15 protein-coding genes, 4 tRNA genes and 4 pseudogenes are annotated in these 19,257 nt (G+C 60.0%); 10 read left to right on the forward strand and 13 right to left on the reverse strand.

What is annotated here, in order from left to right; genetic code table 11:
• The first annotated feature begins 115 nt into the window (after positions 1-115).
• The 4 genes and pseudogenes from ACLBXN_RS05155 to ACLBXN_RS05170 form a co-directional block, all read left to right on the forward strand.
• Positions 116-2,014: a SurA N-terminal domain-containing protein gene (locus ACLBXN_RS05155; RefSeq protein WP_447611382.1), complete on the forward strand. Its 1,899-nt coding sequence runs from the start codon at positions 116-118 to the stop codon at positions 2,012-2,014.
• A 65-nt stretch (positions 2,015-2,079) separates the two neighbouring features.
• Positions 2,080-2,155, forward strand: a tRNA-His gene (locus ACLBXN_RS05160).
• A gap of 140 nt (positions 2,156-2,295) precedes the next feature.
• A tRNA-His gene (locus ACLBXN_RS05165) sits at positions 2,296-2,371 on the forward strand.
• A gap of 367 nt (positions 2,372-2,738) precedes the next feature.
• Positions 2,739-3,371 (forward strand): annotated as a pseudogene (locus ACLBXN_RS05170) (IS5 family transposase); the annotation flags it as partial.
• A 99-nt stretch (positions 3,372-3,470) separates the two neighbouring features.
• Here ACLBXN_RS05170 and ACLBXN_RS05175 read toward each other — a convergent pair.
• From ACLBXN_RS05175 to ACLBXN_RS05205, 7 genes are all read right to left on the reverse strand, one after another.
• Positions 3,471-4,457, reverse strand: coding sequence for an alpha/beta fold hydrolase (locus tag ACLBXN_RS05175; RefSeq protein ID WP_447611383.1), 987 nt, complete (start codon positions 4,455-4,457; stop codon positions 3,471-3,473).
• 5 nt (positions 4,458-4,462) lie between these two features.
• Positions 4,463-5,260, reverse strand: a complete 798-nt coding sequence (gene otnI, locus ACLBXN_RS05180; RefSeq protein WP_314353870.1) for a 2-oxo-tetronate isomerase — start codon at positions 5,258-5,260, stop codon at positions 4,463-4,465.
• A gap of 18 nt (positions 5,261-5,278) precedes the next feature.
• Positions 5,279-5,950, reverse strand: a complete 672-nt coding sequence (locus ACLBXN_RS05185) for a class II aldolase/adducin family protein (RefSeq protein WP_447611611.1) — start codon at positions 5,948-5,950, stop codon at positions 5,279-5,281.
• Positions 5,951-5,967: 17 nt separating this feature from the next.
• Positions 5,968-7,269 (reverse strand): 3-oxo-tetronate kinase, encoded by a 1,302-nt coding sequence (gene otnK / locus ACLBXN_RS05190; RefSeq protein WP_447611384.1) that lies wholly within the window; start codon positions 7,267-7,269, stop codon positions 5,968-5,970.
• Positions 7,266-8,174, reverse strand: coding sequence for an L-threonate dehydrogenase (gene ltnD, locus ACLBXN_RS05195; protein WP_314353866.1), 909 nt, complete (start codon positions 8,172-8,174; stop codon positions 7,266-7,268). The genes otnK and ltnD overlap by 4 nt, the downstream gene beginning before the upstream one ends.
• An 80-nt stretch (positions 8,175-8,254) precedes the next feature.
• Positions 8,255-9,616: a GntP family transporter gene (locus ACLBXN_RS05200; RefSeq protein WP_447611385.1), complete on the reverse strand. Its 1,362-nt coding sequence runs from the start codon at positions 9,614-9,616 to the stop codon at positions 8,255-8,257.
• Positions 9,617-9,859: 243 nt separating this feature from the next.
• A complete protein-coding gene (locus ACLBXN_RS05205) occupies positions 9,860-10,624 on the reverse strand; it encodes a FadR/GntR family transcriptional regulator (RefSeq protein ID WP_314353862.1) in 765 nt (254 codons plus the stop codon).
• A gap of 162 nt (positions 10,625-10,786) precedes the next feature.
• Between ACLBXN_RS05205 and ACLBXN_RS05210 the strand changes: the two genes are divergently transcribed.
• Entirely contained in the window at positions 10,787-11,770 is a 984-nt protein-coding gene (locus tag ACLBXN_RS05210; protein ID WP_314353860.1) for a tripartite tricarboxylate transporter substrate binding protein, read from the forward strand.
• A 290-nt stretch (positions 11,771-12,060) separates the two neighbouring features.
• Here the strand turns inward: ACLBXN_RS05210 and ACLBXN_RS05215 are convergent.
• Positions 12,061-12,987 (reverse strand): annotated as a pseudogene (locus ACLBXN_RS05215) (IS110 family transposase).
• 83 nt (positions 12,988-13,070) lie between these two features.
• On the opposite strand from ACLBXN_RS05215, the pseudogene ACLBXN_RS05220 reads away from it, so the two are divergent.
• Together ACLBXN_RS05220 and ACLBXN_RS05225 are read left to right on the forward strand one after the other, a co-directional pair.
• Positions 13,071-13,273: pseudogene (locus ACLBXN_RS05220) on the forward strand (IS5/IS1182 family transposase); the annotation flags it as partial.
• Between the two features lie 365 nt (positions 13,274-13,638).
• On the forward strand, positions 13,639-13,791 hold the full coding sequence (locus ACLBXN_RS05225; protein ID WP_155278082.1) for a hypothetical protein: 153 nt from the start codon (positions 13,639-13,641) through the stop codon (positions 13,789-13,791).
• 26 nt (positions 13,792-13,817) lie between these two features.
• On the opposite strand, the gene ACLBXN_RS05230 is transcribed toward ACLBXN_RS05225, so the two are convergent.
• Entirely contained in the window at positions 13,818-13,967 is a 150-nt protein-coding gene (locus tag ACLBXN_RS05230) for a hypothetical protein (RefSeq protein ID WP_003080696.1), read from the reverse strand.
• 1,331 nt (positions 13,968-15,298) lie between these two features.
• On the opposite strand from ACLBXN_RS05230, the gene ACLBXN_RS05235 reads away from it, so the two are divergent.
• Together ACLBXN_RS05235 and ACLBXN_RS05240 are read left to right on the forward strand one after the other, a co-directional pair.
• Positions 15,299-15,448 carry a CsbD family protein gene (locus ACLBXN_RS05235; RefSeq protein ID WP_447611386.1) on the forward strand — a complete coding sequence of 50 codons (150 nt, stop codon included), beginning with the start codon at positions 15,299-15,301 and terminating at the stop codon, positions 15,446-15,448.
• A 216-nt stretch (positions 15,449-15,664) separates the two neighbouring features.
• Positions 15,665-15,741 (forward strand) — tRNA-Met (locus ACLBXN_RS05240).
• A 541-nt stretch (positions 15,742-16,282) separates the two neighbouring features.
• Here ACLBXN_RS05240 and ACLBXN_RS05245 read toward each other — a convergent pair.
• Positions 16,283-16,359: transfer RNA gene (locus tag ACLBXN_RS05245), tRNA-Pro, on the reverse strand.
• Between the two features lie 71 nt (positions 16,360-16,430).
• Positions 16,431-16,688, reverse strand: coding sequence for a translation initiation factor IF-1 (gene infA / locus ACLBXN_RS05250; RefSeq protein WP_003056533.1), 258 nt, complete (start codon positions 16,686-16,688; stop codon positions 16,431-16,433).
• Between the two features lie 410 nt (positions 16,689-17,098).
• On the opposite strand from infA, the gene asd reads away from it, so the two are divergent.
• Entirely contained in the window at positions 17,099-17,962 is an 864-nt protein-coding gene (asd, locus tag ACLBXN_RS05255) for an archaetidylserine decarboxylase (protein WP_407715805.1), read from the forward strand.
• A gap of 64 nt (positions 17,963-18,026) precedes the next feature.
• On the opposite strand, the gene ACLBXN_RS05260 is transcribed toward asd, so the two are convergent.
• Complete coding sequence (locus ACLBXN_RS05260; RefSeq protein ID WP_003056528.1) at positions 18,027-18,287, reverse strand: hypothetical protein; 261 nt, start codon at positions 18,285-18,287, stop codon at positions 18,027-18,029.
• A gap of 74 nt (positions 18,288-18,361) precedes the next feature.
• Positions 18,362-19,257 (reverse strand): annotated as a pseudogene (locus tag ACLBXN_RS05265) ([protein-PII] uridylyltransferase); the annotation flags it as partial.

The following is a 19,257-nucleotide window of genomic DNA, read 5'->3' on the forward strand; positions in this document are numbered from 1 at the left end:
ATCAGTGCCCTGTAGAGGCCCGGTCGGTGGCGCAAGCGGGTCGCACGGCTTTCACCATTGTTAATGAGGCGAACGCAAGTTCGCCTTTATTTTTGCTGCCGCAGAAAGATTGACCATGTTCGAATCCATCCGCAAGCATTCCAAGTTCGTGATGATCTTGTTGTTCTTGCTGATCATTCCCTCTTTCATTTTTGTCGGGGTCAACCAGAACTACTTCACCGAGTCCAGCCAGACTGTGGCTCGCGTGGATGGGCATGACATCACCCAGCAGGACTGGGACAACGCTCACCGGGCTGAAAGTGATCGCCTGCGTGCGCAGAACCCGTCCATGGATGCCAAGTTGCTCGATTCTCCGGAGGCACGCTATGCCACGTTGGAGAAGCTGGTGCGTGATCGCGTGCTGGCGGCTGCTGCCACCAAGATGCACCTTACAACGCCCGATGCGCAGCTGGTGCGCACCTTGCGTGAAATCCCCGCGATTGCCTCATTGCAAAAGCCCGATGGCTCGCTGGATGCCGAAGCCTACAAGGCTCTGGTGGGCTCGCAGGGCATGACTCCCGAAGGGTTTGAAGCCAATCTGCGTCGTGAACTGGCTCTCAATCAGGTACTGGGTTCCGTGTCTTCGACCAGCTTCACGACTGCTGCACAGCTGCAGCAGGCCATGGATGCTCTGTATCAGCGCCGCGAAATTCAGGTTGCCCGGTTTGATGCCAGCGCTTTTGTCGGCAAGGTACAGCCCACGGAAGCCGAACTCAAGGCCTTCTATGAATCGCACACCAGCCAGTTCAAGCAGCCCGAGGCTGCCACAGTGGAATATGTGCAACTGGATGTGGCGACGGTAGAGAAGAGCATTGTCCTGAGTGAAGATGATCTGCGCACCTATTACAAGGAAAACGCGGCCCGTCTTGCCGGCCCGGAAGAGCGTCGTGCCAGCCACATCCTGATCAATGCGGCCAAGGATCTTCCAGCTGCAGAGCGTGAAAAGGCCAAAGCCAAGGCAGAGCAACTGCTGGCCCAGGTGCGCAAGGATCCCAAGAGCTTTGCCCAGGTGGCCAAGGCCAATTCGCAGGACCCCGGCTCTGCTGCCAATGGTGGTGATCTGGGCTACTTCGGCCGAGATGCCATGGTCAAGCCATTTGAAGAAGCCGTTTTCAAGATGAAGCAGGGCGACATCAGCGATGTGGTCGAGTCTGACTTTGGCTTTCACATCATCGAGCTGACCGGCATCAAGCAGCCCAAGGTCCCCTCGTTCGAGGAAATGCGTCCCAAGCTGGAAGCAGACCTCAAGCAGCAACAGGCTCAGCGCAAGTTTGCAGAGGCGGCAGAAGCCTTCTCCAACGCCGTTTACGAGCAGTCCGAAAGCCTCAAGCCTGTGGCCGAGAAGTTCAAGCTGAGCATTCACAAGGTCGAGAACGTGACGCGTGAGCCAGCCCTTGGTGCGCAAGGTCCTCTGGCCAACAAGCGTTTCCTTGAGGCGCTGTTCTCCGCAGATTCTCTGGAGAACAAGCGCAATACCGACGCAGTGGAGCTGGCTCCCAGCAACCTGGTGGCTGGCCGTGTGCTGAGCTATGCTCCTGCACATACTCAGTCCATGGATGAAGTGGGTGAGAAGCTCAAGCAACTATATGTGGCGCATCAGTCCGCAGAGCTGGCCAAGCAGGAAGGTAAGGCCAAGATGGCCGAATGGAAGGCCAAGCCTGAAGCTGCCCAGCTGCCTGCGGCCGTCGAGGTGGGGCGCGATCAAGCCAGGGATCTGCCGCGTGAAGTGCTGGATGCCGCATTGCGCGCCCCCACGAATGCCCTGCCTGCATGGGAGGGTGTCGATCTTGGCAATGCAGGTTACGCGGTGATCAAGGTCAACCGCATTGCCCAGCGTCCTGCGCAAGATGCTCAGGTGCTGGAGCAGCAAAAGGCGCAGTTCACGCAGTGGTCTTCCATGGCTGAAGTCATGGCCTACTATGAACAGTTGAAGAAGACCTTCAAGGTCCAGATCAAGGTTGCGCGTCCTCAGTAAGGCATTTAAATCAGGCGCGAGTTTATTTGCGGTCTGATTTATGCATTACAATAGATGCTTCTACGGTGGCTGTAGCTCAGTTGGTAGAGTCCAGGATTGTGATTCCTGTTGTCGTGGGTTCGAGTCCCATCAGCCACCCCAGAATTTTGAAAACGCTCTGCAGCGCAGAGCGTTTTTACTTGATGAGAGGTTTTTACCTTGAATCGTTGCTAGTTCAGTGTTTGTTGCTCTCAAATTTGATTGGAGAGCTCAAATTCTGAAGTAGAATAGAGACTTCTACGGTGGCTGTAGCTCAGTTGGTAGAGTCCAGGATTGTGATTCCTGTTGTCGTGGGTTCGAGTCCCATCAGCCACCCCAGTTTATAAAATGCCTCACAGGTTTTCTTGTGAGGCATTTTTGTTTTTGCAGCCCTGCTGAGCAGGGTGCGCAGGCCGCTTTGAAGTTCTCCTTCCTCGCGAAACAGACCGTCCGGCGCTGAACGCCTCGTGACAGTGGTTGTTGGCGGTGCGCGCCTTCAATTGCCGCTCATGGTTGAGCCGCGGCCGCCCCGAAAGAAGACGATGTGCAGTATCACTACGGCAGGGCGCTGTTGCATAACTCCTGTACTCAACTGCGATGGCCCCACCGGATGAGTGAATCGAGCTGGAGCAAGCAGCGCTTGCCGCACCATAAACTGGAGGTTGTACAGCACAGCATTGAAGGCCCGAGGTGATTTGAGCATCCGAAGGGGTTGGAGGTTCAGGTGCACTCCCGTCCAAGCCGAAGTGGCCTGTATTTGCTCGCAGACTCCATGAGCATCAAGTTCTTGGGGGGAGGTGAATGGAAAGCCAGGAAGCATGGCGCCGTCGCCAGTGGCGCAAGGTGCGGCTGGGTATAGATGCATAGACACTGCAGATTTGAGCCATCGTCGTGACCACTAACGAGGTGGGTGACTCGCCAGTAGCGGCTGAGCTGCTTGGCCAAATATCCAATACCTGAAGAGGCGGCCAGCTTCACCGGCGACGGTGCATATGGGGCACAGGATGTGCGTGAAGCATGTCACGGCCGCAGTGCCATCCTCATCCTCATCATCCCACCACGTAAAGGAGCAAGACTGCGTAAAGGGTTGGCCTTTACGCATCGCAACGAGGCCGTTAAGGCGTGCAAGCGAGTGGGGCGCAGTATCTGGAAGCGCTGCAGCGGTTTGCTCCGCTACAGCTTGGTGCAAACCAAGATGAATTGCTTCGAACGCCTGGGAGAGAAAGTGATGGACAGGACGTTTGAGCGTCAAGTCGTCGAGCTCAATATTCGTGCATCCATCCTCAATCGATTGACCGAGGTGTGCACGCCGCAGACGGTGAGGCCGTTGCATAACTAGGTCTGGGGCTGGGGAAAGCGTCACCTCAAATGGAGTTATGCAACAAAGCCCTTCATCCGCACCTTCTCACTCTGGGACGGAACATCTAAGTAGCGTTGGCTACTGTTGACTCAGTAGCCGCGCAAGCTCATGCTTCCAGAAGCGAGCTTGCCCCGTGGTGCCATGGCCGGCTGTGTCGGCGCTGGCAGGGATACGCAGCATCCGACCCTGAGGCACACGGGCGATGGCCTGCTGCAGTAGGCCCAACGCGGGCGGGTAGCGTTCGTCGTCGTCCGCGTTGATGGTTAGCAGCTTTGCGCGTATCGATTCGAGCTGCCTTGAAGCGTCATAGTCGGCCGAGGCTTCCCATTGGTAGAGCGTATCGTTGGCATCAGCCGGCAGCGGTGTGTTCAGGCGCGCATAGACGATGGCGTCGGCTTGCGCGCGCGTGGGTGCCTGATAGTGCAGCGCTAGGTCACCGCCATTTGTGGCAAGCGCGAAAAAGGTGCTTGCCAAACGCAGACTGGGCGGTTGCTCGGTGTAGTCCCCGCCCTTCCACGCTGGGTCCTGGCGTATCGATTCGCACAGCATGCGGCGCAGCATCCAGTTGCGGCCCGACATGGGCGTGGGCAGCGAGGCCATAGGCACAGCGATGTCCAGCATACCGGGGTGCTGCTGGGCCCACATCCATGTGTGCATCCCGCCCATGGAGTTGCCAAGCACTAAGCGCAGGTGGCAAATGCCCAGGTGCTCGGTCACCAGCCGGTGCTGTGCGCGAACCATGTCACCATAGGTGTAGCGTGGAAAGCGCGTGCGCAGGCCGTCGGATGGCTTGCAGGAGCGGCCGGTGCCGATGGCGTCGGGCGCAATCAGGAAGTAGCGGCTGGTATCGAGGGGCTGACCGGGGCCAAACAGCTCGCCGCCGAATTGAGGGCCGAAGAAGGCCGCGCCCGACTGCAGGGTACCGTGAAGCAGGAGCACCGGCTCGCCATCAGGGTTGCCCAGCGTGGCGTAGTGAAGGCGCAGCTCGGGCATAGTCTGGCCACACTTGAACTCAAAATCGCGAACCTGCCAGTTCTGCCCTTGAGGAATTTGGGGTGCCTGCATAGAGCTCAAAGCCAGGTTTTCAACCAACCCAGCCCGTCGCTGGTGGCGTGCACAGCGGCTCCGCGTGCAGGCTTGTATTCGCAACCAATCCAGCCTTCCCAGCCCATGCTGTCGAGCAACTGGAACAGGTAAGTGTGGTTGACCTCACCCACATCGGGCTCGTGGCGCTCGGGGACGCCAGCGATCTGGAAGTGGCCGACATTGCCTGTTGGAAGATACTCGCGGATCTTCATTGCCAGGTCGCCTTCGACGATCTGGCAGTGGTACAGGTCCATCTGCACCTTAACATTGGGCTCGTTAATCTCGGCCACCAGCGAGTGGGCCTGGTCCTGGCGACTCAGGAAGAAGCCGGGCATGTCGCGGCCGTTGATGGGCTCAAGCAGGATCTGAATGCCGTGGGGTGCTGCCTGGCGAGCGGCGTGGCGAACATTGGCCACATAGGTTGAGTGCACATGCGCAGGGTCGGCTCGCAAAGGCACGCGACCTGCCATCACGTGGATGCGCGGGCAGCTCAGGACGCGCGCATATTCGACAGCCTTGTCGATGCCTGTGCGGAATTCGGCTTCGCGTCCCGGCAGACAGGCTATGCCACGCTCGCCCTCGTCCCAGTTGCCGGGAGGCGCATTGAACAGCACCTGCTGCAATTCGTGCTGCTTAAGCAGTGCGGCCAGCTGCGTGGGTGTGTATGCATACGGGAACAGGTACTCAACGGCCTGAAAGCCGTCACGGGCAGCGGCAGCAAAGCGGTCGAGGAAGTCCACGTCGTTGTAGAGCATGGACAGGTTGGCGGCAAAGCGTGGCATAGGCGTTGGGAAGGTGGGTTACCAGAAAGCGTTGAAGGTAAGGCGCAGTTCGTCGATCTGCGCCATATCGAGGGGCTTCACAGAAGCGGCTGGCACCAGCATGCAAAGACGGGCGGTTTCCTCCAGCTCCTCGAGCAGGGCCATGGCGGCGGCTGGCGTGTCGTGCCAAACATTGGGCCCCAGGCGCGCTAGCATCACGGCGCGTATGGGATGGCCGGCCTGCGCATACTGCGCAATGGCGCGTGCTACGTCCTCGGCGGCCTCAGCCGCGCCGGGGCGGTGGTAGCTGATGTGAGGCACATGGCCAACCTTCATGACGAAGTAGGGCGTAATGGGCGGCAGCAGCTCAGCCTGATCCGGCGCTGCGCGCAGCGAACAGGCCACGAGGTGGGTGCTGTGCGTGTGGATCACGCAGCGCGCAGGCGCGGCCGTGCTGCTGCTGGCCCGGTAGATACGCCGGTGCAGCGCAATGGTCTTGCTGGCCCGGTCGCCGCCAGTCTGGCGGCCGTCCTGGTCCAACCGGGCCAGGCGCTCTGGCGCAAGGGCGCCTAGGCAGGCGTCAGTGGGCGTGACTAGAAAGCCGTCGGCCAGCCGCACGCTGATGTTGCCGGCCGTGGCGTGTACGTAGCCGCGCTCGAACAGCGAGCGGCCCACTCGAACGATTTCGTCGCGGGCCTGATCCTCGTTCATGAAGTCCGTGGTCGTGCTCATGCGTTCAGCATCGTAAAGGCTTTGGTAAAGAAGTCCTCGGTGCCGAAGTTGCCCGACTTGAGCGTGAAGTGCAAACCCTGCGGCGCAACCGGTGAGAGGGCATGGCACCAGGGAACGCCGGGATCGATCTGGCCTCCAATGCGCAGTTGTGCGATGTCCATGGCCTGCACGCAGGCGCCCGAGGTCTCGCCGCCGGCCACGATGAGCTGGCGCACGCCTATCTCGACCAGGCCGCGCGCCACGGCGGCGATGGTCTGCTCGACCAGGGCACCAGCATGTTCCACTCCGAGTCGCTCCTGGATGGCCTTGACGGCGGCGGGCTCGGCTGTGGAATAGACCAGCACCGGGCCGCTGGCGATGTGTTCGCGCGCCCAGGCCAGGGCCTGCTCGGCAACCGACCGCCCCCCTTGCGCATCAGCGGCGATCTGCAGCGGGTCCAGCGCAAGGGCCGGGTGGCCCCTGGCGATGAAGTGTGCGACCTGAGCATTGGTGGTCACCGAGCAACTGCCCGAGACCACGGCCTGCAGACCGCCGGGTGAGGGAAGGGCCGCGGCATGGCTGGTGGGCGCGAGCCCGAAGTTGGCGGGCAGGCCGATGGCCACGCCCGAGCCGGCCGTGACCAGCGGCATATCGGCCAGGGCCGGACCCAGGCGCAGCAGGTCGTTGTTGGAAACGGCGTCCACTACGGCCATGCCCACGCCTTCGGCCTTGAGCTGGGCGATGCGCTCGCGGATCGCAGCCTGACCACGGGCCACCACCGCGTGGTCGATCAGACCCACCTTGCGGCGCGTCTGCGCCTGCAGCACGCGCACAAGGTTGGGATCAGTCATGGGCGTGAGCGGGTGGTTCTGCATGCCGCTCTCATTGAGCAGCACATCGCCCGCGAACAGGTAGCCTTTGAACACGGTGCGCTTGTTGTCGGGGAAGGCTGGAGTGGCGATGGTGAAGTCCGAGCCTTGCACATCCGCGAGCGCATCCATCAGCGCATCCGTCACGGGGCCGATGTTGCCGGCCTGCGTGCTGTCGAAGGTGGAGCAGTATTTGAAGTAAATCTGCTGTGCTCCCTGGGCGCGCAGCCAGCGCAGCGCGGCCAGCGACTGCTCCACGGCCTCGCCGGCGGCAATGGTGCGCGACTTGAGCGCCACCACGACGGCATCGACGTCCGTGTCCAGCGGGCCCTTGGGCACGCCTATGGTCTGCACCACGCGCATGCCTGCGCGCACCAAGTTGTTGGCCAGGTCGGTGGCACCGGTGAAATCGTCGGCAATGCAGCCGAGTTTGAGGTCGGTGGTCTTCATGCTTGGTCCTCGTTGGCTGCGCGCGGCAGGGTGATGCCGGGGAAGATCTTAATCACGGCGCTGTCGTCTTCCTTGGCGTAGCCGGCCGTCGAGGCCTGCATGAACATCTGGTGCGCCGTGGCAGCCAGCGGCAGGGGGAACTTGGTGGCCCTCGCGGTGTCAAGCACCAGGCCCAGGTCCTTGACGAATATATCCACGGCCGACAGCGGCGTGTAGTCGCCGGCCAGCACATGGGCCATGCGGTTCTCGAACATCCAACTGTTGCCCGCGCTGTGGGTGATGACGTCGTAGATGGCGGCCGCATCCACGCCTTCACGCAGGCCCAGGGCCATGGCCTCCGCGGCGGCGGCGATGTGCACGCCCGCCAGCAGTTGGTTGATGATCTTGACCTTGCTGCCGGCGCCGGCCTTGTCACCCAGGCGGTAGACCTTGCCTGCCATGGCGTCGAGCACGTGGCCTGCGGCCGCATAGGCGGCGGGCGTGGCCGAGGTCATCATGGTCATCTGGCCGCTAGCAGCCTTGGCTGCGCCGCCCGAGATCGGGCCGTCCACGTAGAGCACGCCCAAGTCAGCCAAGCGCGCTTCCAGGGCGATGGACCGGTTGGGATCCACTGTGGAGCACATCACGAAAGTGCTGCCTGGCTGCATGGCGACCGCGGCGCCTTGCTCGCCGAACAGCACGGCCTCGGTCTGGGCCGCATTGACCACCACAGACACCACGACGGAAACCCCGGCAGCCACTTCGGCAGGTGAGACGCAGGCCACCCCGCCGTCCTTGGCGAATTCCTCAGCAGCTCCGGGGCGCACGTCACAGACATGTACGGCAAAGCCATTGCTGCGCAGGGTTTTGGCGATGCCCAGGCCCATTGCGCCTAGGCCGATGACGCCTACGTTCTTGTTGCTCATGATGACGGTGTTCCCAATAGAAGTGAAAGACGGAAAACGCCGGACGTGCCGGCGCGGGAGAGGATCAGGGGCTGCGGCGCTTAGGCGATGAGGCTCCACAGCAGCCATGTCATGGCGAAACCCGCCACGCCCAGCACGGTGGTCAGCACCGTCCAGGTGCGCAGGCCATCGGCCACGCTCAGGCCCAGGTAACGGGTCACGATCCAGAAGCCGGAATCGTTGACGTGCGACAGGCCCAGGCCGCCGAAGCCTATGGCCACGGTGAGCAGGGCCACCTGCAAGGCGCTGTAGCCGCCCGACTGGATGCTTTCGGCCAGCAGGCCGCAGGTGGTGAGGATGGCCACGGTAGCCGAGCCCTGCGCGGCGCGCAGGGCCAGCGAGATCACGAAGGCCAGCAGGATGAGCGGCAGGCCGGTGGCGGCCAGTTCCCGCGACAGCGCCGTGCCTATGCCGCTGACCGTGAGCACCTTGGCGAACACGCCGCCGGCGCCAGTCACCAGGATCACGGTGGCGGCCGCAGGCAGGGCGGATTCCATAACCTCGTTGGTGCGCGTGCGGCTCCAGCCCAGGGGGCGGACCAGCAGCACGAAGGCCAGGCCGATGGCAACCATGAGTGCGAACAGGGGCGCGCCGGTGAAGGACAGCAGACTGCGTAGCGCGTCGCCCTTGGGCAGCATGGTCGCGCCCGTGGTGCCCAACATGATCAGGCCCAGCGGGATCAGGATCAGGGCCAGTATGGCTCCTACGCTAGGCAGCTTGCGGCCCGCATCAGACTCGCCGCTGTTGCCGAAGCTGCGCAACTGCGCCTCGGTGTCGGGCAGCATGGTGAATTCGCGGCGGTTGAGGCGGCCAGCGACAAACTGCGACAGAAAGGCCAGCGGAATGCATAGCATCAGGCCGATCAGCGTGATCCAGCCCACATCGGCGCCCAGCACGGCTGCGCCGCCTACGATGCCGGGGTGCGGGGGCACGACCACGTGGACGGCCAGCATGATGCCGCCCACTGGCAGGCCATACTTGACCGGACTCACACCTGCGGCCTTGCAGAAGCCGTAGACGATGGGGATCAGAATGATGAAGCCCACGTCGAAGAACACGGGAATCGACAGTACCAGGGCCGAAGCTGTTAGCGCCGCCGGCACGCGCCGTGGTCCCAGCAGCCGGGTGAAGCGGTTGGCCAGGGCGCTGGCGCCGCCCGAGACCTCGATCATGCGGCCCAGCATGGCGCCCAACGCCACGAGAATGGCCACCGAGCCCAGGGTGCCACCCATGCCGGCGATCAGCGTGGGAATTATGTCGCCGACGGGAATGCCTGTGACCATGGCCACGAGCAGGCTGACCAGCATGAGCGCCACGAAGGCATGCACCTGGAAGCGGATGATGAGAAGCAGGAGCAGGGCAATGCTAGCAGCAGCAATGCCGAGTAGGGCGATGGTGGACATGTCGGACATACGGGCAGGCCGCACGAAAATTTATACCAGGTGAGATTGTTATATTGTCATCATACAAATTTGGCGTTGGTAAAAAATAGGGTAAACCCTTTTCGTATAGAAATGAGAGCTGTTAGCGCATGATGCGTTTAAATCCTGGATTGTTTTGTAGCTGATATCAATATATAGCAAGCGATAAGTGCTCACTTTTTATGAGAATAGCTTGCTACTTGCAGTTTGTGCCTGGGGCAGCGCTCAGGGCGCGTTCACGATTCCGCGCGCCAGCCGCTCGCCGTCCTGGTCCCAGAAGCTGGCATCGGCCTGCTGGATGCGTGCAATCGCATTGTGCATGTGGCTGGCCGCCGCCTGCCGCGCGGCCGCGGGGTCGCCGGCCTCGATGGCGCACACGATGCGGTCGTGCTCCTCGGTAACGGCCTGGGCGAAATCGGTGCGCCGCGCCTCATTGGCACGCGTCACGCGCGTGGCGTCGTGCAGGAATTGGGCCAGGTAGTCCAGCGTGCGAATCAGGAACGGATTACGCGCGGCCTGTGCGATCGCGTGATGGAAAGCCACATCCTCCTTGACGCCGTCACTGCCCTGTCGCACGGCCTCGGCCAGCGTGTCCACGGCCTCTCGGATGCGGCGCAGATCTTCTTCGTCGCGGCGCTGCGCCGCCAGCTCGGCCACTTCGGATTCCAGCGCACGTCGCAGCTCGGTGATCTGTATTACTGCGCTCTTGCTGCTAGTGTGCAGGCTGTCCAGGTCCAGTGGCTCGATCCCCGCTTCCTTGACAAACACACCACTGCCCTGGCGCGATTCAACGAGGTTGAGCGAGCGCAGCCGCGAGATCGCCTCGCGTACCACAGTGCGGCTAACTTCCAGCTGCTGCACCAGCTCAGCCTCCGTCGGCAGCTTTTCGCCGGGCTGCAGGCGTCCGGCACGGATCTGCGCCTCCAACTGTTGGGCGACTTGGTCGGCCAGCTTGAGGGTGGGTTGGATTGCGGAGAAGGAAACCGTCATGGCGCAGGTGAGGTGTTTTTGAGGCTGAGGGACTATGCAATTGTCTCAGAACGCCTTGCCGCGCAGGGAGTCGCAGGCAGGGCTGGGGAAAATCCCTGGAAATGATGCACTCCTTAATTCATATGATGACAGTATTAGATGATTTTAAAATCAGGAGGCAACATGCAAAGACGTGACTTCATGGCCGCAGCGGCCTTCGCCGGGTTCGGGGTAGGCGCCGGCCTCACGGAGACTGCAGCGGCCCAAGCCGCTTCCTGGCCGACACGGCCCCTACGGCTGGTGGTGCCGTTTCCGCCTGGAGGGCTGATCGACCGCATGGCGCGGCTGCTTGGGCCGCGCTTGGCCCAAAGCCTGGGCCAGCCGGTGGTGGTAGACAACAAGCCGGGAGCCGGCGGCAATCTGGGCGCGGCCGATGTAGCGCGTGCGGCAGCGGATGGATACACCTTGCTGATGGCCTCGCCTCCGCTGACCATCAGCCCAGCGATCTACAAGTCTTTGCCATATCCGCCCCAGCAGATCGAACCCGTTGCTCTGCTGGGCAGGGTGCAGAACGTATTGCTGGTCAACGCGCGCAGTCCCATCCAGAGCGTCGCACAACTGAGCCAGGCAGCCAGAGCAAAGCCTGGACAAATGAACTATGGCTCCAACGGCAACGGCACCTCACTGCACTTGTGCATGGAGCTTTACAAAAGTATCAGCGGCGCCCAGATCACCCATGTTCCATACAGAGGTGCGGCCGGTGCGATGACGGCCCTGCTTGCGGGTGAGGTGGATGTCATGTTCGACAATCTACCGGCGGCGCTGCCCCACATTCGCGCGGGCAACATTCGCGCGTTGGCCGTAGCCGCGCGTCAGCGCAGCCAAACCGTGCAGGATGTACCGACGATGATCGAGGCCGGCGTGCCCGGATTCGATGTAACCGCGTGGTTTGGCATCGCCGCACCGGCCGGTTTGGCCGGCGGTGTAGCCGAGCGTCTGCGCCAAGTGCTGGTGGATACTGTAAGGACTCCCGAAATTGTCCAGGCCATGCAGAATCAGGGCGCCGAGCCACATCTGCTGGACCAGGCAATGCTACGCGAGTTCTGGGCTGAGGACGGAGCCCGCTGGAGCCGCTTGACGAGCAAGGTGGGCATTGCAATCGATTAAAGGCGTTGTTGCATTGCAGGGACTTCCCATCAACGCAAGCGCTGATCAGTAACTTTTGACTAACCTGACTGCCAAGACGATCCAGGTACTTGCAACGAGGAACAGACTGCACATCTACAGACGGAGTTAGGCACGAGGTGTGCGACCCTAGAAACAAACCGCGCAGCAGGGCTCCATTCAAATCTCGTGACATCTTGCGACTCACAATGCAACAACCGAGCTTGCCTGCTGCAGGTCTGATCTGTTCATTGCATCTTTGATTTCACGTCTGGCATGTTGAAGTGCCTGGCTCAGGCAACGGCAGAGACGGGTGGCCTGGGGCGTTCGCTGATATGGGCTGCTTCGTAGGTACGCTCCTGTGCATGAGTGCCCACAGGATGCGTGCATTTTTGTTGGCTAAAGCCACGGCGGCCTTTTGCCAGCCACTGCGCTGCCTCAAGGCTATCACCCATTGGGAGATAGGGTCGAGGTTGTGTTTGCCGGTCAGCGCTGCGGCCTTGGCCCCTTGCACCAGCAAAGTGCGCAGGCAACTATCGCCTTGTTTGGTAATGGCACCTGGATTGGCCCCGCTGAAGTTTTGCCGAGGTGCCAATCCAAGCCGGGCGGCAAACTGTGCACCGTTCTTAAACTGCCTGAAGTCGCCCACAGTGGCGACCGTCGCTGATGCAGTGAGTTGCCCCAAGCCCTTGATGGCGGCACAGCTCGCTGCACCTGTGCATCTTCTTTACAGTGAGTGGTAATACGCTGCTCACACCAGTGAAGATGTTCATCGAGCTCTTGCCAATGCATGAGTGCACGCTGCAGCGCAATGCGGGCCGTGCCTGCGATGTCATTGCTGGCATCTTCCAAGATATCGTGCAAATGGGGGTAAGGCTCTGAGGCTCTAGGGCTTTGCGGCAGCACAACGCCGAACTCGGCGAGCAATCCTCGAATGCGGTTAATGCATGCTGTGCGTTCCTCTTTGAACCCTTCACGCAGCTGATGCACGCACAGTATGCCTTGCTGCTCTGGAATCCAAGCCCATGCGCAGCAACTGCCGACACCAGTGGTGCAGCCTCCATGCCCACCAGACACTCTGCTGGTAATTGCGCACACCATGCCAAGAACTTGCTGCGCTGGATGGCCCGGTTAGAGACCATCCTCCCCTGAGCATCGACTGCATGGACCTGCAGCACATTCTTTGCGAGATCTACCCCAACACGGACAATGGTTTGCATGGCACGACTCCTGATGAATGACGAAGAAATTGGCTTGCCGATCCATCGTGGCACTGCGTATCCAGCAGACCAAGATGGGCGGGAAGGCGTGCAAGCGAGTGGGGCGCACTATCTGGAAGCGCTGCAGGGGCTACCACCGCTACAGCTTGGTGCCAACCAAGATGAATTGCTTCAAACGCCTGGGGAGAAAGCGATGGCCAGGACGTTTGAGCGTCAAGTCGTTGAGCTCAATATTCGTGCATCCATCCTCAATCGATTGACTGAGCTGTGCATGCTGCAGACGGTGGGGCCGTTGCATAACTGGGTCTGGGGCTGGGGAAAGCACCGCCTCAAATGGAGTTATGCAACAAAGCCCTCCGACACGGTATTGGCCCTGGCGACAAGGCGCTTCTGATGCTCAAGCTGCATTCCTGGGCTCGCATCACAGCCATCCGGGGCTGTGGTGCCTCACCAAAGTCAGGCTCATACGAGGCCACAGAAACAAACAACCAGTTCAAGGCCGGCGAGGTGTGGGCAGGAGCTTCACTTGCTTACACATCGAATACCTGTAAGCGATTGAATAACCTAGACTTGTTGCTATGAAAAAGTTACTTGGAGTCTCGGCATTCGCGTTGTTCTTGTCCGGCTGCTATGCACATCACGGACATGGTTATGGGCACCGTCACCATGATGGGTTCTACGGGCATCCGCACGGTCACAAGCATCATGGCCATCGGTCAGGTGGTCATGGCGGAGGACATAAGCACCACGGCGGGCGTGGGCATGGTCGACGCTAGGCCTCAAACACAAAAAAGCCACCTTTGAGGTGGCTTGGTTTATCTGGAGACTGTTTAGAAAGCGTCGACGCTGTACTCGCCTTCGGGAGGGTTCTGGGACAGCATCCGCAGAACTTCTTCAGGGGAGCGCGGTTCCGGCATTGGCGTCATGATCTCTTGAATCGTCGCTTTGAGTTCAGGATAGGCGGCGTACAGGTAGGTCATGGCAACTCCTTGAAGGGTGGATGGAAGCTGATGTGTTTCTTTTTAACGTTTGACTGTGTCAGTTCGTTGACAGGAATGTAAGTCGTGAGGTGTGCTTACAGATTCTCAGGCAGGCATTGCACGGTCCTGTCGTCCAGTCACTGGCTGTCTGCCCGGACAGGAAAGGCTGCGCGTGCAGCGACTCGGATCGCACCGCCAGGAGGAGGCTGAGGTCGGTATCCGCCCAAGCCGGACCAGCGGCTCAGGGTATCGCTGCTGCGCAGGGCAGACGGCAAGCGCGATGGCGCCAAGCGGTTTGGTCATGGTTCTTCATCCTCTTCGCCGCAACGCAGCGAGTTGGATCATTAGCGGCGATGGCAGGGTTTTGCCGGATACTGGCAGTCAATCTGGTGCAGGGCTCTGTCAGCCATGTGCTGTGCGTGATGGCGCGGTCGAGAAACTCTGACAGGTGCTCCAGACGGAGACGGGCTTGTGATTGCGCAATGGCATTTGGCCGTGCTGCTGTGGCAGTCGACTTACTGGCTCGATCGCGGAAAAAAGGCTTGGCTAATAGGAGAGGGCCGCTGGCTAGCTAAAACGCTGCAAGCCCTCGCTTGTCAGCGCCCCACGATGAAGAGGCGGTACAGCGATTTGCTGCACCATGAGATGAATCATAAACGCAATTGAGAATCGTTTGCAAATAGCCGTGCGATTCTCAGGACTATAGAAAGAAAGTGCCAATGCCTGGAGGTATGGAACTGAATTGCTCCAAGAGTTGCTCGATAGATACGGGCGCTGAGTTCAGGAGCGTTTGAAGAGGTTGCGATGTGTCAGTGCCGAGGAGCGGTATCAGTCTCTGCCGCAGGAAGATGAACCATCAATCTCTTTTATTGCGGACTGGCGCTAGACAGGCTCAGCTTGAGCTGCAGGCCGCGTCCATGAAGTTCCATCATGTGCTGTTTGCAGCCTAAGTCCTGAAGAGTGAGCACTTGAGCTCTGTGGGCTGGTGCCTGGCCAGGGCTTGCATGATGTCCAACCCATGGGCTGCGTTCCCTCTGGTTGATATTTCGGATGCTGCTGACGTATGCCCGATAAGGCATGCCTCTATAGCGGCCATTCATCGCGACACTGAGGCGTATGTCTTGCCTGTTTAGCGGTATTCAGCAGCGTGGCCAAAGTCCCAAGCATGATCCGCTGGCGCCTTATTTTGCGTTTACTGTTGTGAGCACGTTGATAACTTGTAAGGGCTTGTGCTGCATGGATGCCTTGGCTGGTCCTACGGCCGTAGGCCTCGCTAGAGCTTAACTTTGACCCAAGCCGCATTTCGCGGCTTTGTTCATAAGGAGGGCGTCATGAATCCTGATCAAATCAAGGGCGCGCCGAAGGATGCTGCAGGTGGGGTTCAGGAGAGGTTTGGTGAGCTCATGGTCAGTCCTGAACAAGAAGCCAGGGGATCGCAAAGGAGGTTGAAGGCTTCGCTCAGAAGAAGGCCGGTGATCTGAAAGAAGCGATTCAAGAGGCGGTCAAAAAATAAGCTGCAAGAGCTCTAAAGAGCAAACCCTGCCAGGTTGGACATCTGGCTTTTGTGTTGCTCCCTGTCCGGGTTCATTACTGAATATTTATTCATGCTGTGAATTTATACATGTGTGCTACAATGTAGCGGTCGGGGAAATCATGCTGGCGCCTAGGAATGGTGGTTGGCCCCCGACGCGGAATATCGCGAGGTGGAGCAGTCTGGTAGCTCGTCGGGCTCATAACCCGAAGGTCGTTGGTTCAAATCCGGCCCTCGCAACCAATAAAGCCCTGGTCGGAAACGGTCAGGGCTTTTTTGCCATCTTTATGTCATATTTCGAGAGCAAGATACGCATTGCTAGGTTCAGGTTGTAGCACTGAAAGATGGCTTAACCCCTGGCGCCAATTCCCAAGCCCTGGCTGTAGCAGCTGGGGCTTTTTCTTTTTTGCCTTCTGTCAGCCGAGAGCTGGTTGCTGCGGCCAGGGCTTTGCCTCGTCGGCTTTTCTTGTTCTCTTGAGTCAGCCAAGGCTACGCCCGGGTGACATGCCGCACGGGTGATGAGAGGGTTGCTTCATCGCTCGCGGAGAGCTCTTGCATGTGTCACCTTTGGCCGAAGGTGTGGAAGCTGGAATTGCGGAGGCAGCCGGTTTTCTTGCCATGAGGGCGCAAGGCATCAATGTTTCGTGCTGGCCTTAGAGGGGTAAGGCGGTTCTTGGTCTGCTGCCAAGCCACAAATAAATATGATGGCGCGTATAAGCCGGCAAAGTTGCGAAGCATAGACAGACAAAAGGGGTTAGATCTTTCGATCTAACCCCTTGTCATTTGGTCGGAGCGGCGGGATTCGAACTCGCGACCCTCTGCTCCCAAAGCAGATGCGCTACCAGGCTGCGCTACGCTCCGTAGCCTCTATTCTAACTACAAAAAATTGGTCATTTTTTGAAAGTGCCGAATTTTTGATGGCGAGGCGCTATTTATTTTGAACGAGGTGTCGTGGGGGCCGGGCCACGGTTGGCCAGATGGCGGAAGGTGATGCGGCCCTTGGTCAGGTCGTAGGGCGACATTTCCAAAGACACTTTGTCGCCGGCCAGAATGCGGATGTGGTGCTTGCGCATCTTGCCGCCGGTATAGGCAATCAGTTGGTGACCGTTGTCCAGCGTGACGCGAAAACGCGAGTCAGGCAGGACTTCCGTCACGGAGCCTTGCATTTCAATCAGTTCTTCCTTGGCCATTTGTTCAATCTCTCAGAAAAGGTCAGTTGCGGCGCTTGCTCGTCATCACCACGGAAAAGGCCTGAGCAGTACAAGTGCTCAGGCCTCAATGTGGCAAGGGCGCTGCGCTGTTTGCGCAGACCGAACAAAAGGCCGATATCCAATCAAGCCATGCTGTGAAACAGCATTCAGCTAAACATTGGAATTGTAGCGTCTAGCCTTCGCTTATGCCCTCATAAAGGGGTAAAGCGTCGCAGCGATGAGACGGGTGCATGGGTCTTTGTCATGACGCTTGCATCATTGAGATGCCATGACCGGGTGGTTGCCTGGATGGGGAAAACGCCTGTAGCCCTCAAAGACAGCCGCCGCTGCCGTGGTCTTGGCTAGAATCCTGTTCGACAGCTCTATAACTTTGATAGCAAAATTCCATTGTGTCTGATCGACTTGCCGTACTTTCCCAATATTTCTTGCCCAAGCAGGCGCTGACCGCGCTGATGGGAAAACTGGCGCAAGCCGAGGCCGGCGGATTGACGACGGCGGTCATCCGTCGCTTTATCCAGCGCTACCAGGTGAACATGGCCGAAGCGGCCAATCCCGACCCTGCTGCCTACAAGACCTTCAATGCCTTTTTCACACGTGCACTCAAGGACGGTGTTCGTCCTCTGGCGCAGGCGGACTGGATTTGCCCGGTAGATGGTGCGATCAGCCAGTTCGGCAGGATCGAAGGCGAGCAGATCTTTCAAGCCAAGGGGCATCAATACAGTGCGACTGCCCTGGTGGGCGGGGATGCGACTCTGGCGCGTCAGTTCGATAACGGCAGCTTTGCCACGATCTATCTGAGTCCGCGCGACTATCACCGCATTCATATGCCTTGTGCCGGCAAGCTGCGCAGCATGACCTATGTGCCAGGCGATCTGTTCTCGGTGAACCCGGTGACTGCCCGTGGTGTACCCGGCCTGTTTGCGCGCAACGAGCGCGTGGTCTGCGTGTTCGATACCGATCATGGACCCTTCGTGCTGGTGCTGGTGGGCGCGACGATCGTGGGCAGCATGGCCACGGTGTGGCATGGCCTGATCAATCCTCCGCGTCCAGGCCATATCAAGACCTGGAATTACGAAGGTGACGAGGCGGTGACGCTGGCCCGCGGCGAGGAAATGGGCCGCTTTCAGCTTGGCTCCACGGTGGTCATGCTGTTTCCTCAGGCTGCAGGTCTGCAGTTCAATCCGCAGTGGCAGCCGGCAGCGCCGGTGCAACTGGGCCAGGTCATGGCCAATGCCCAGGCCAAGCTGGGCTGACAGCCGGGTTCCATAGAAAAAGCCGCTGATGCCATGAGCTCAGCGGCTTTCTTGCTTTGACGGATCAAAGAAACCAGGTCAGCGGTTCGGGCCGGCGTTCGGTGGTGAACACCGTGGGAGCAAGACTCAGGCGATCGGGCTTGACCGGGTCGTCGTGACCTCGGAGGTAAACCATCAGTTCGCGTCTGCGCAAGATGACATGGCTGACGATTTCGCGTCGGCCATTCTGAGTGACCTCGGTGCCGGGCCGAAACAACGGCATATGAAACAGGCCACTGCGTGTGGTGGGCGGCGATGCCGCAACTTCATTGGAGGCGAGCTGCATGGGCTTTCCGTAGTAGTGGTGACTGCTTATCGGCAGCGAATCATCAAACTAAAGCCCGAATTGCCGGGTCTGGTTCAACCGGGTTGGGCCAGGGCCTTGAGCAGCTCGGTTTCCATGCGCAACTGGCTGCTGTTGTCCTGCAGTTCAGGGCCTTCGATGAGGAAGGTGTCTTCCACGCGCTCGCCCAGCGTGCTGATCTTGGCCAGATGCACGCTGATATGGTGCTGGGCCAGGATGCGGGCAATGATGTAGAGCAGGCCGGCGCGGTCTGACGCGGAGATGGACAGCAGCCAGTGCTGGGCTTTTTCATCGGGACGCAGGATGACGCGCGGAGCGAATGGAAAGCTTTTGACGCGGCGCGACAGCCGTCTTTGCGACGGCGTTGGCAGCGGACCGCCCTGCAGCAGTGTCTGGGTCAGATCGCTCTCCACCATATGCATGAGCTCGCGGTACTGCTCCTGCATGGTGGGGGCGATGACCTGGAAGGTGTCCAGTGCGTAATCGTTGTTGGCCGTGTGCACGCGCGCATCGAGGATGGAAAATCCGGCCCGGTCGAAGTAGCTGCAGATGCGGGCAAACAGATCGGGCTGGTCAGGTGCATAGACCAGCACTTGCAGGCCTTCGCCGGCCAGCGACCGCCGGGCGCGCACCACAGGCTTGCCCAGGCCCACATGGCGTGAGAGATGGCGGGTATGCCAGGCGATGTCGGCCGCTTCATGGCGCATGAAGTAGCTCACATCCAGCGTCTCCCAGAGTTTCTTGTGGGACTCGAAGGGCTGGGCGGACAGGGCCAGCTGCACCAGCGCCTCACGCTTGCGGGCTTCGATCTCGGCAGCGGCATCCGGGGCGCGGCCACCCAGCACGCGCAAGGTCAGGCGGTAGGTGTCTTCCAGCAGCTTGCCTTTCCAGGCGCTCCAGACCTTGGGGCTGGTGCCGCGAATGTCGGCCACCGTCAGCAGGTACAAGGCGG

It is taken from the genome of Comamonas sp. C24C (assembly GCF_053345995.1).

Excerpts from the sequence above, each read along its gene's own strand:
- ACLBXN_RS05155 (WP_447611382.1), top strand. The coding sequence starts at position 116 with ATGTTCGAATCCATCCGCAAGCATTCCAAGTTCGTGATGATCTTGTTG.
- ACLBXN_RS05175 (WP_447611383.1), bottom strand. The coding sequence starts at position 4,457 with ATGCAGGCACCCCAAATTCCTCAAGGGCAGAACTGGCAGGTTCGCGAT.
- otnI (WP_314353870.1), bottom strand. The coding sequence starts at position 5,260 with ATGCCACGCTTTGCCGCCAACCTGTCCATGCTCTACAACGACGTGGAC.
- ACLBXN_RS05185 (WP_447611611.1), bottom strand. The coding sequence starts at position 5,950 with ATGAACGAGGATCAGGCCCGCGACGAAATCGTTCGAGTGGGCCGCTCG.
- otnK (WP_447611384.1), bottom strand. The coding sequence starts at position 7,269 with ATGAAGACCACCGACCTCAAACTCGGCTGCATTGCCGACGATTTCACC.
- ltnD (WP_314353866.1), bottom strand. The coding sequence starts at position 8,174 with ATGAGCAACAAGAACGTAGGCGTCATCGGCCTAGGCGCAATGGGCCTG.
- ACLBXN_RS05200 (WP_447611385.1), bottom strand. The coding sequence starts at position 9,616 with ATGTCCACCATCGCCCTACTCGGCATTGCTGCTGCTAGCATTGCCCTG.
- ACLBXN_RS05205 (WP_314353862.1), bottom strand. The coding sequence starts at position 10,624 with ATGACGGTTTCCTTCTCCGCAATCCAACCCACCCTCAAGCTGGCCGAC.
- ACLBXN_RS05210 (WP_314353860.1), top strand. The coding sequence starts at position 10,787 with ATGCAAAGACGTGACTTCATGGCCGCAGCGGCCTTCGCCGGGTTCGGG.
- ACLBXN_RS05225 (WP_155278082.1), top strand. The coding sequence starts at position 13,639 with ATGGGCACCGTCACCATGATGGGTTCTACGGGCATCCGCACGGTCACA.
- ACLBXN_RS05230 (WP_003080696.1), bottom strand. The coding sequence starts at position 13,967 with ATGACCTACCTGTACGCCGCCTATCCTGAACTCAAAGCGACGATTCAA.
- ACLBXN_RS05235 (WP_447611386.1), top strand. The coding sequence starts at position 15,299 with ATGAATCCTGATCAAATCAAGGGCGCGCCGAAGGATGCTGCAGGTGGG.
- infA (WP_003056533.1), bottom strand. The coding sequence starts at position 16,688 with ATGGCCAAGGAAGAACTGATTGAAATGCAAGGCTCCGTGACGGAAGTC.
- ACLBXN_RS05260 (WP_003056528.1), bottom strand. The coding sequence starts at position 18,287 with ATGCAGCTCGCCTCCAATGAAGTTGCGGCATCGCCGCCCACCACACGC.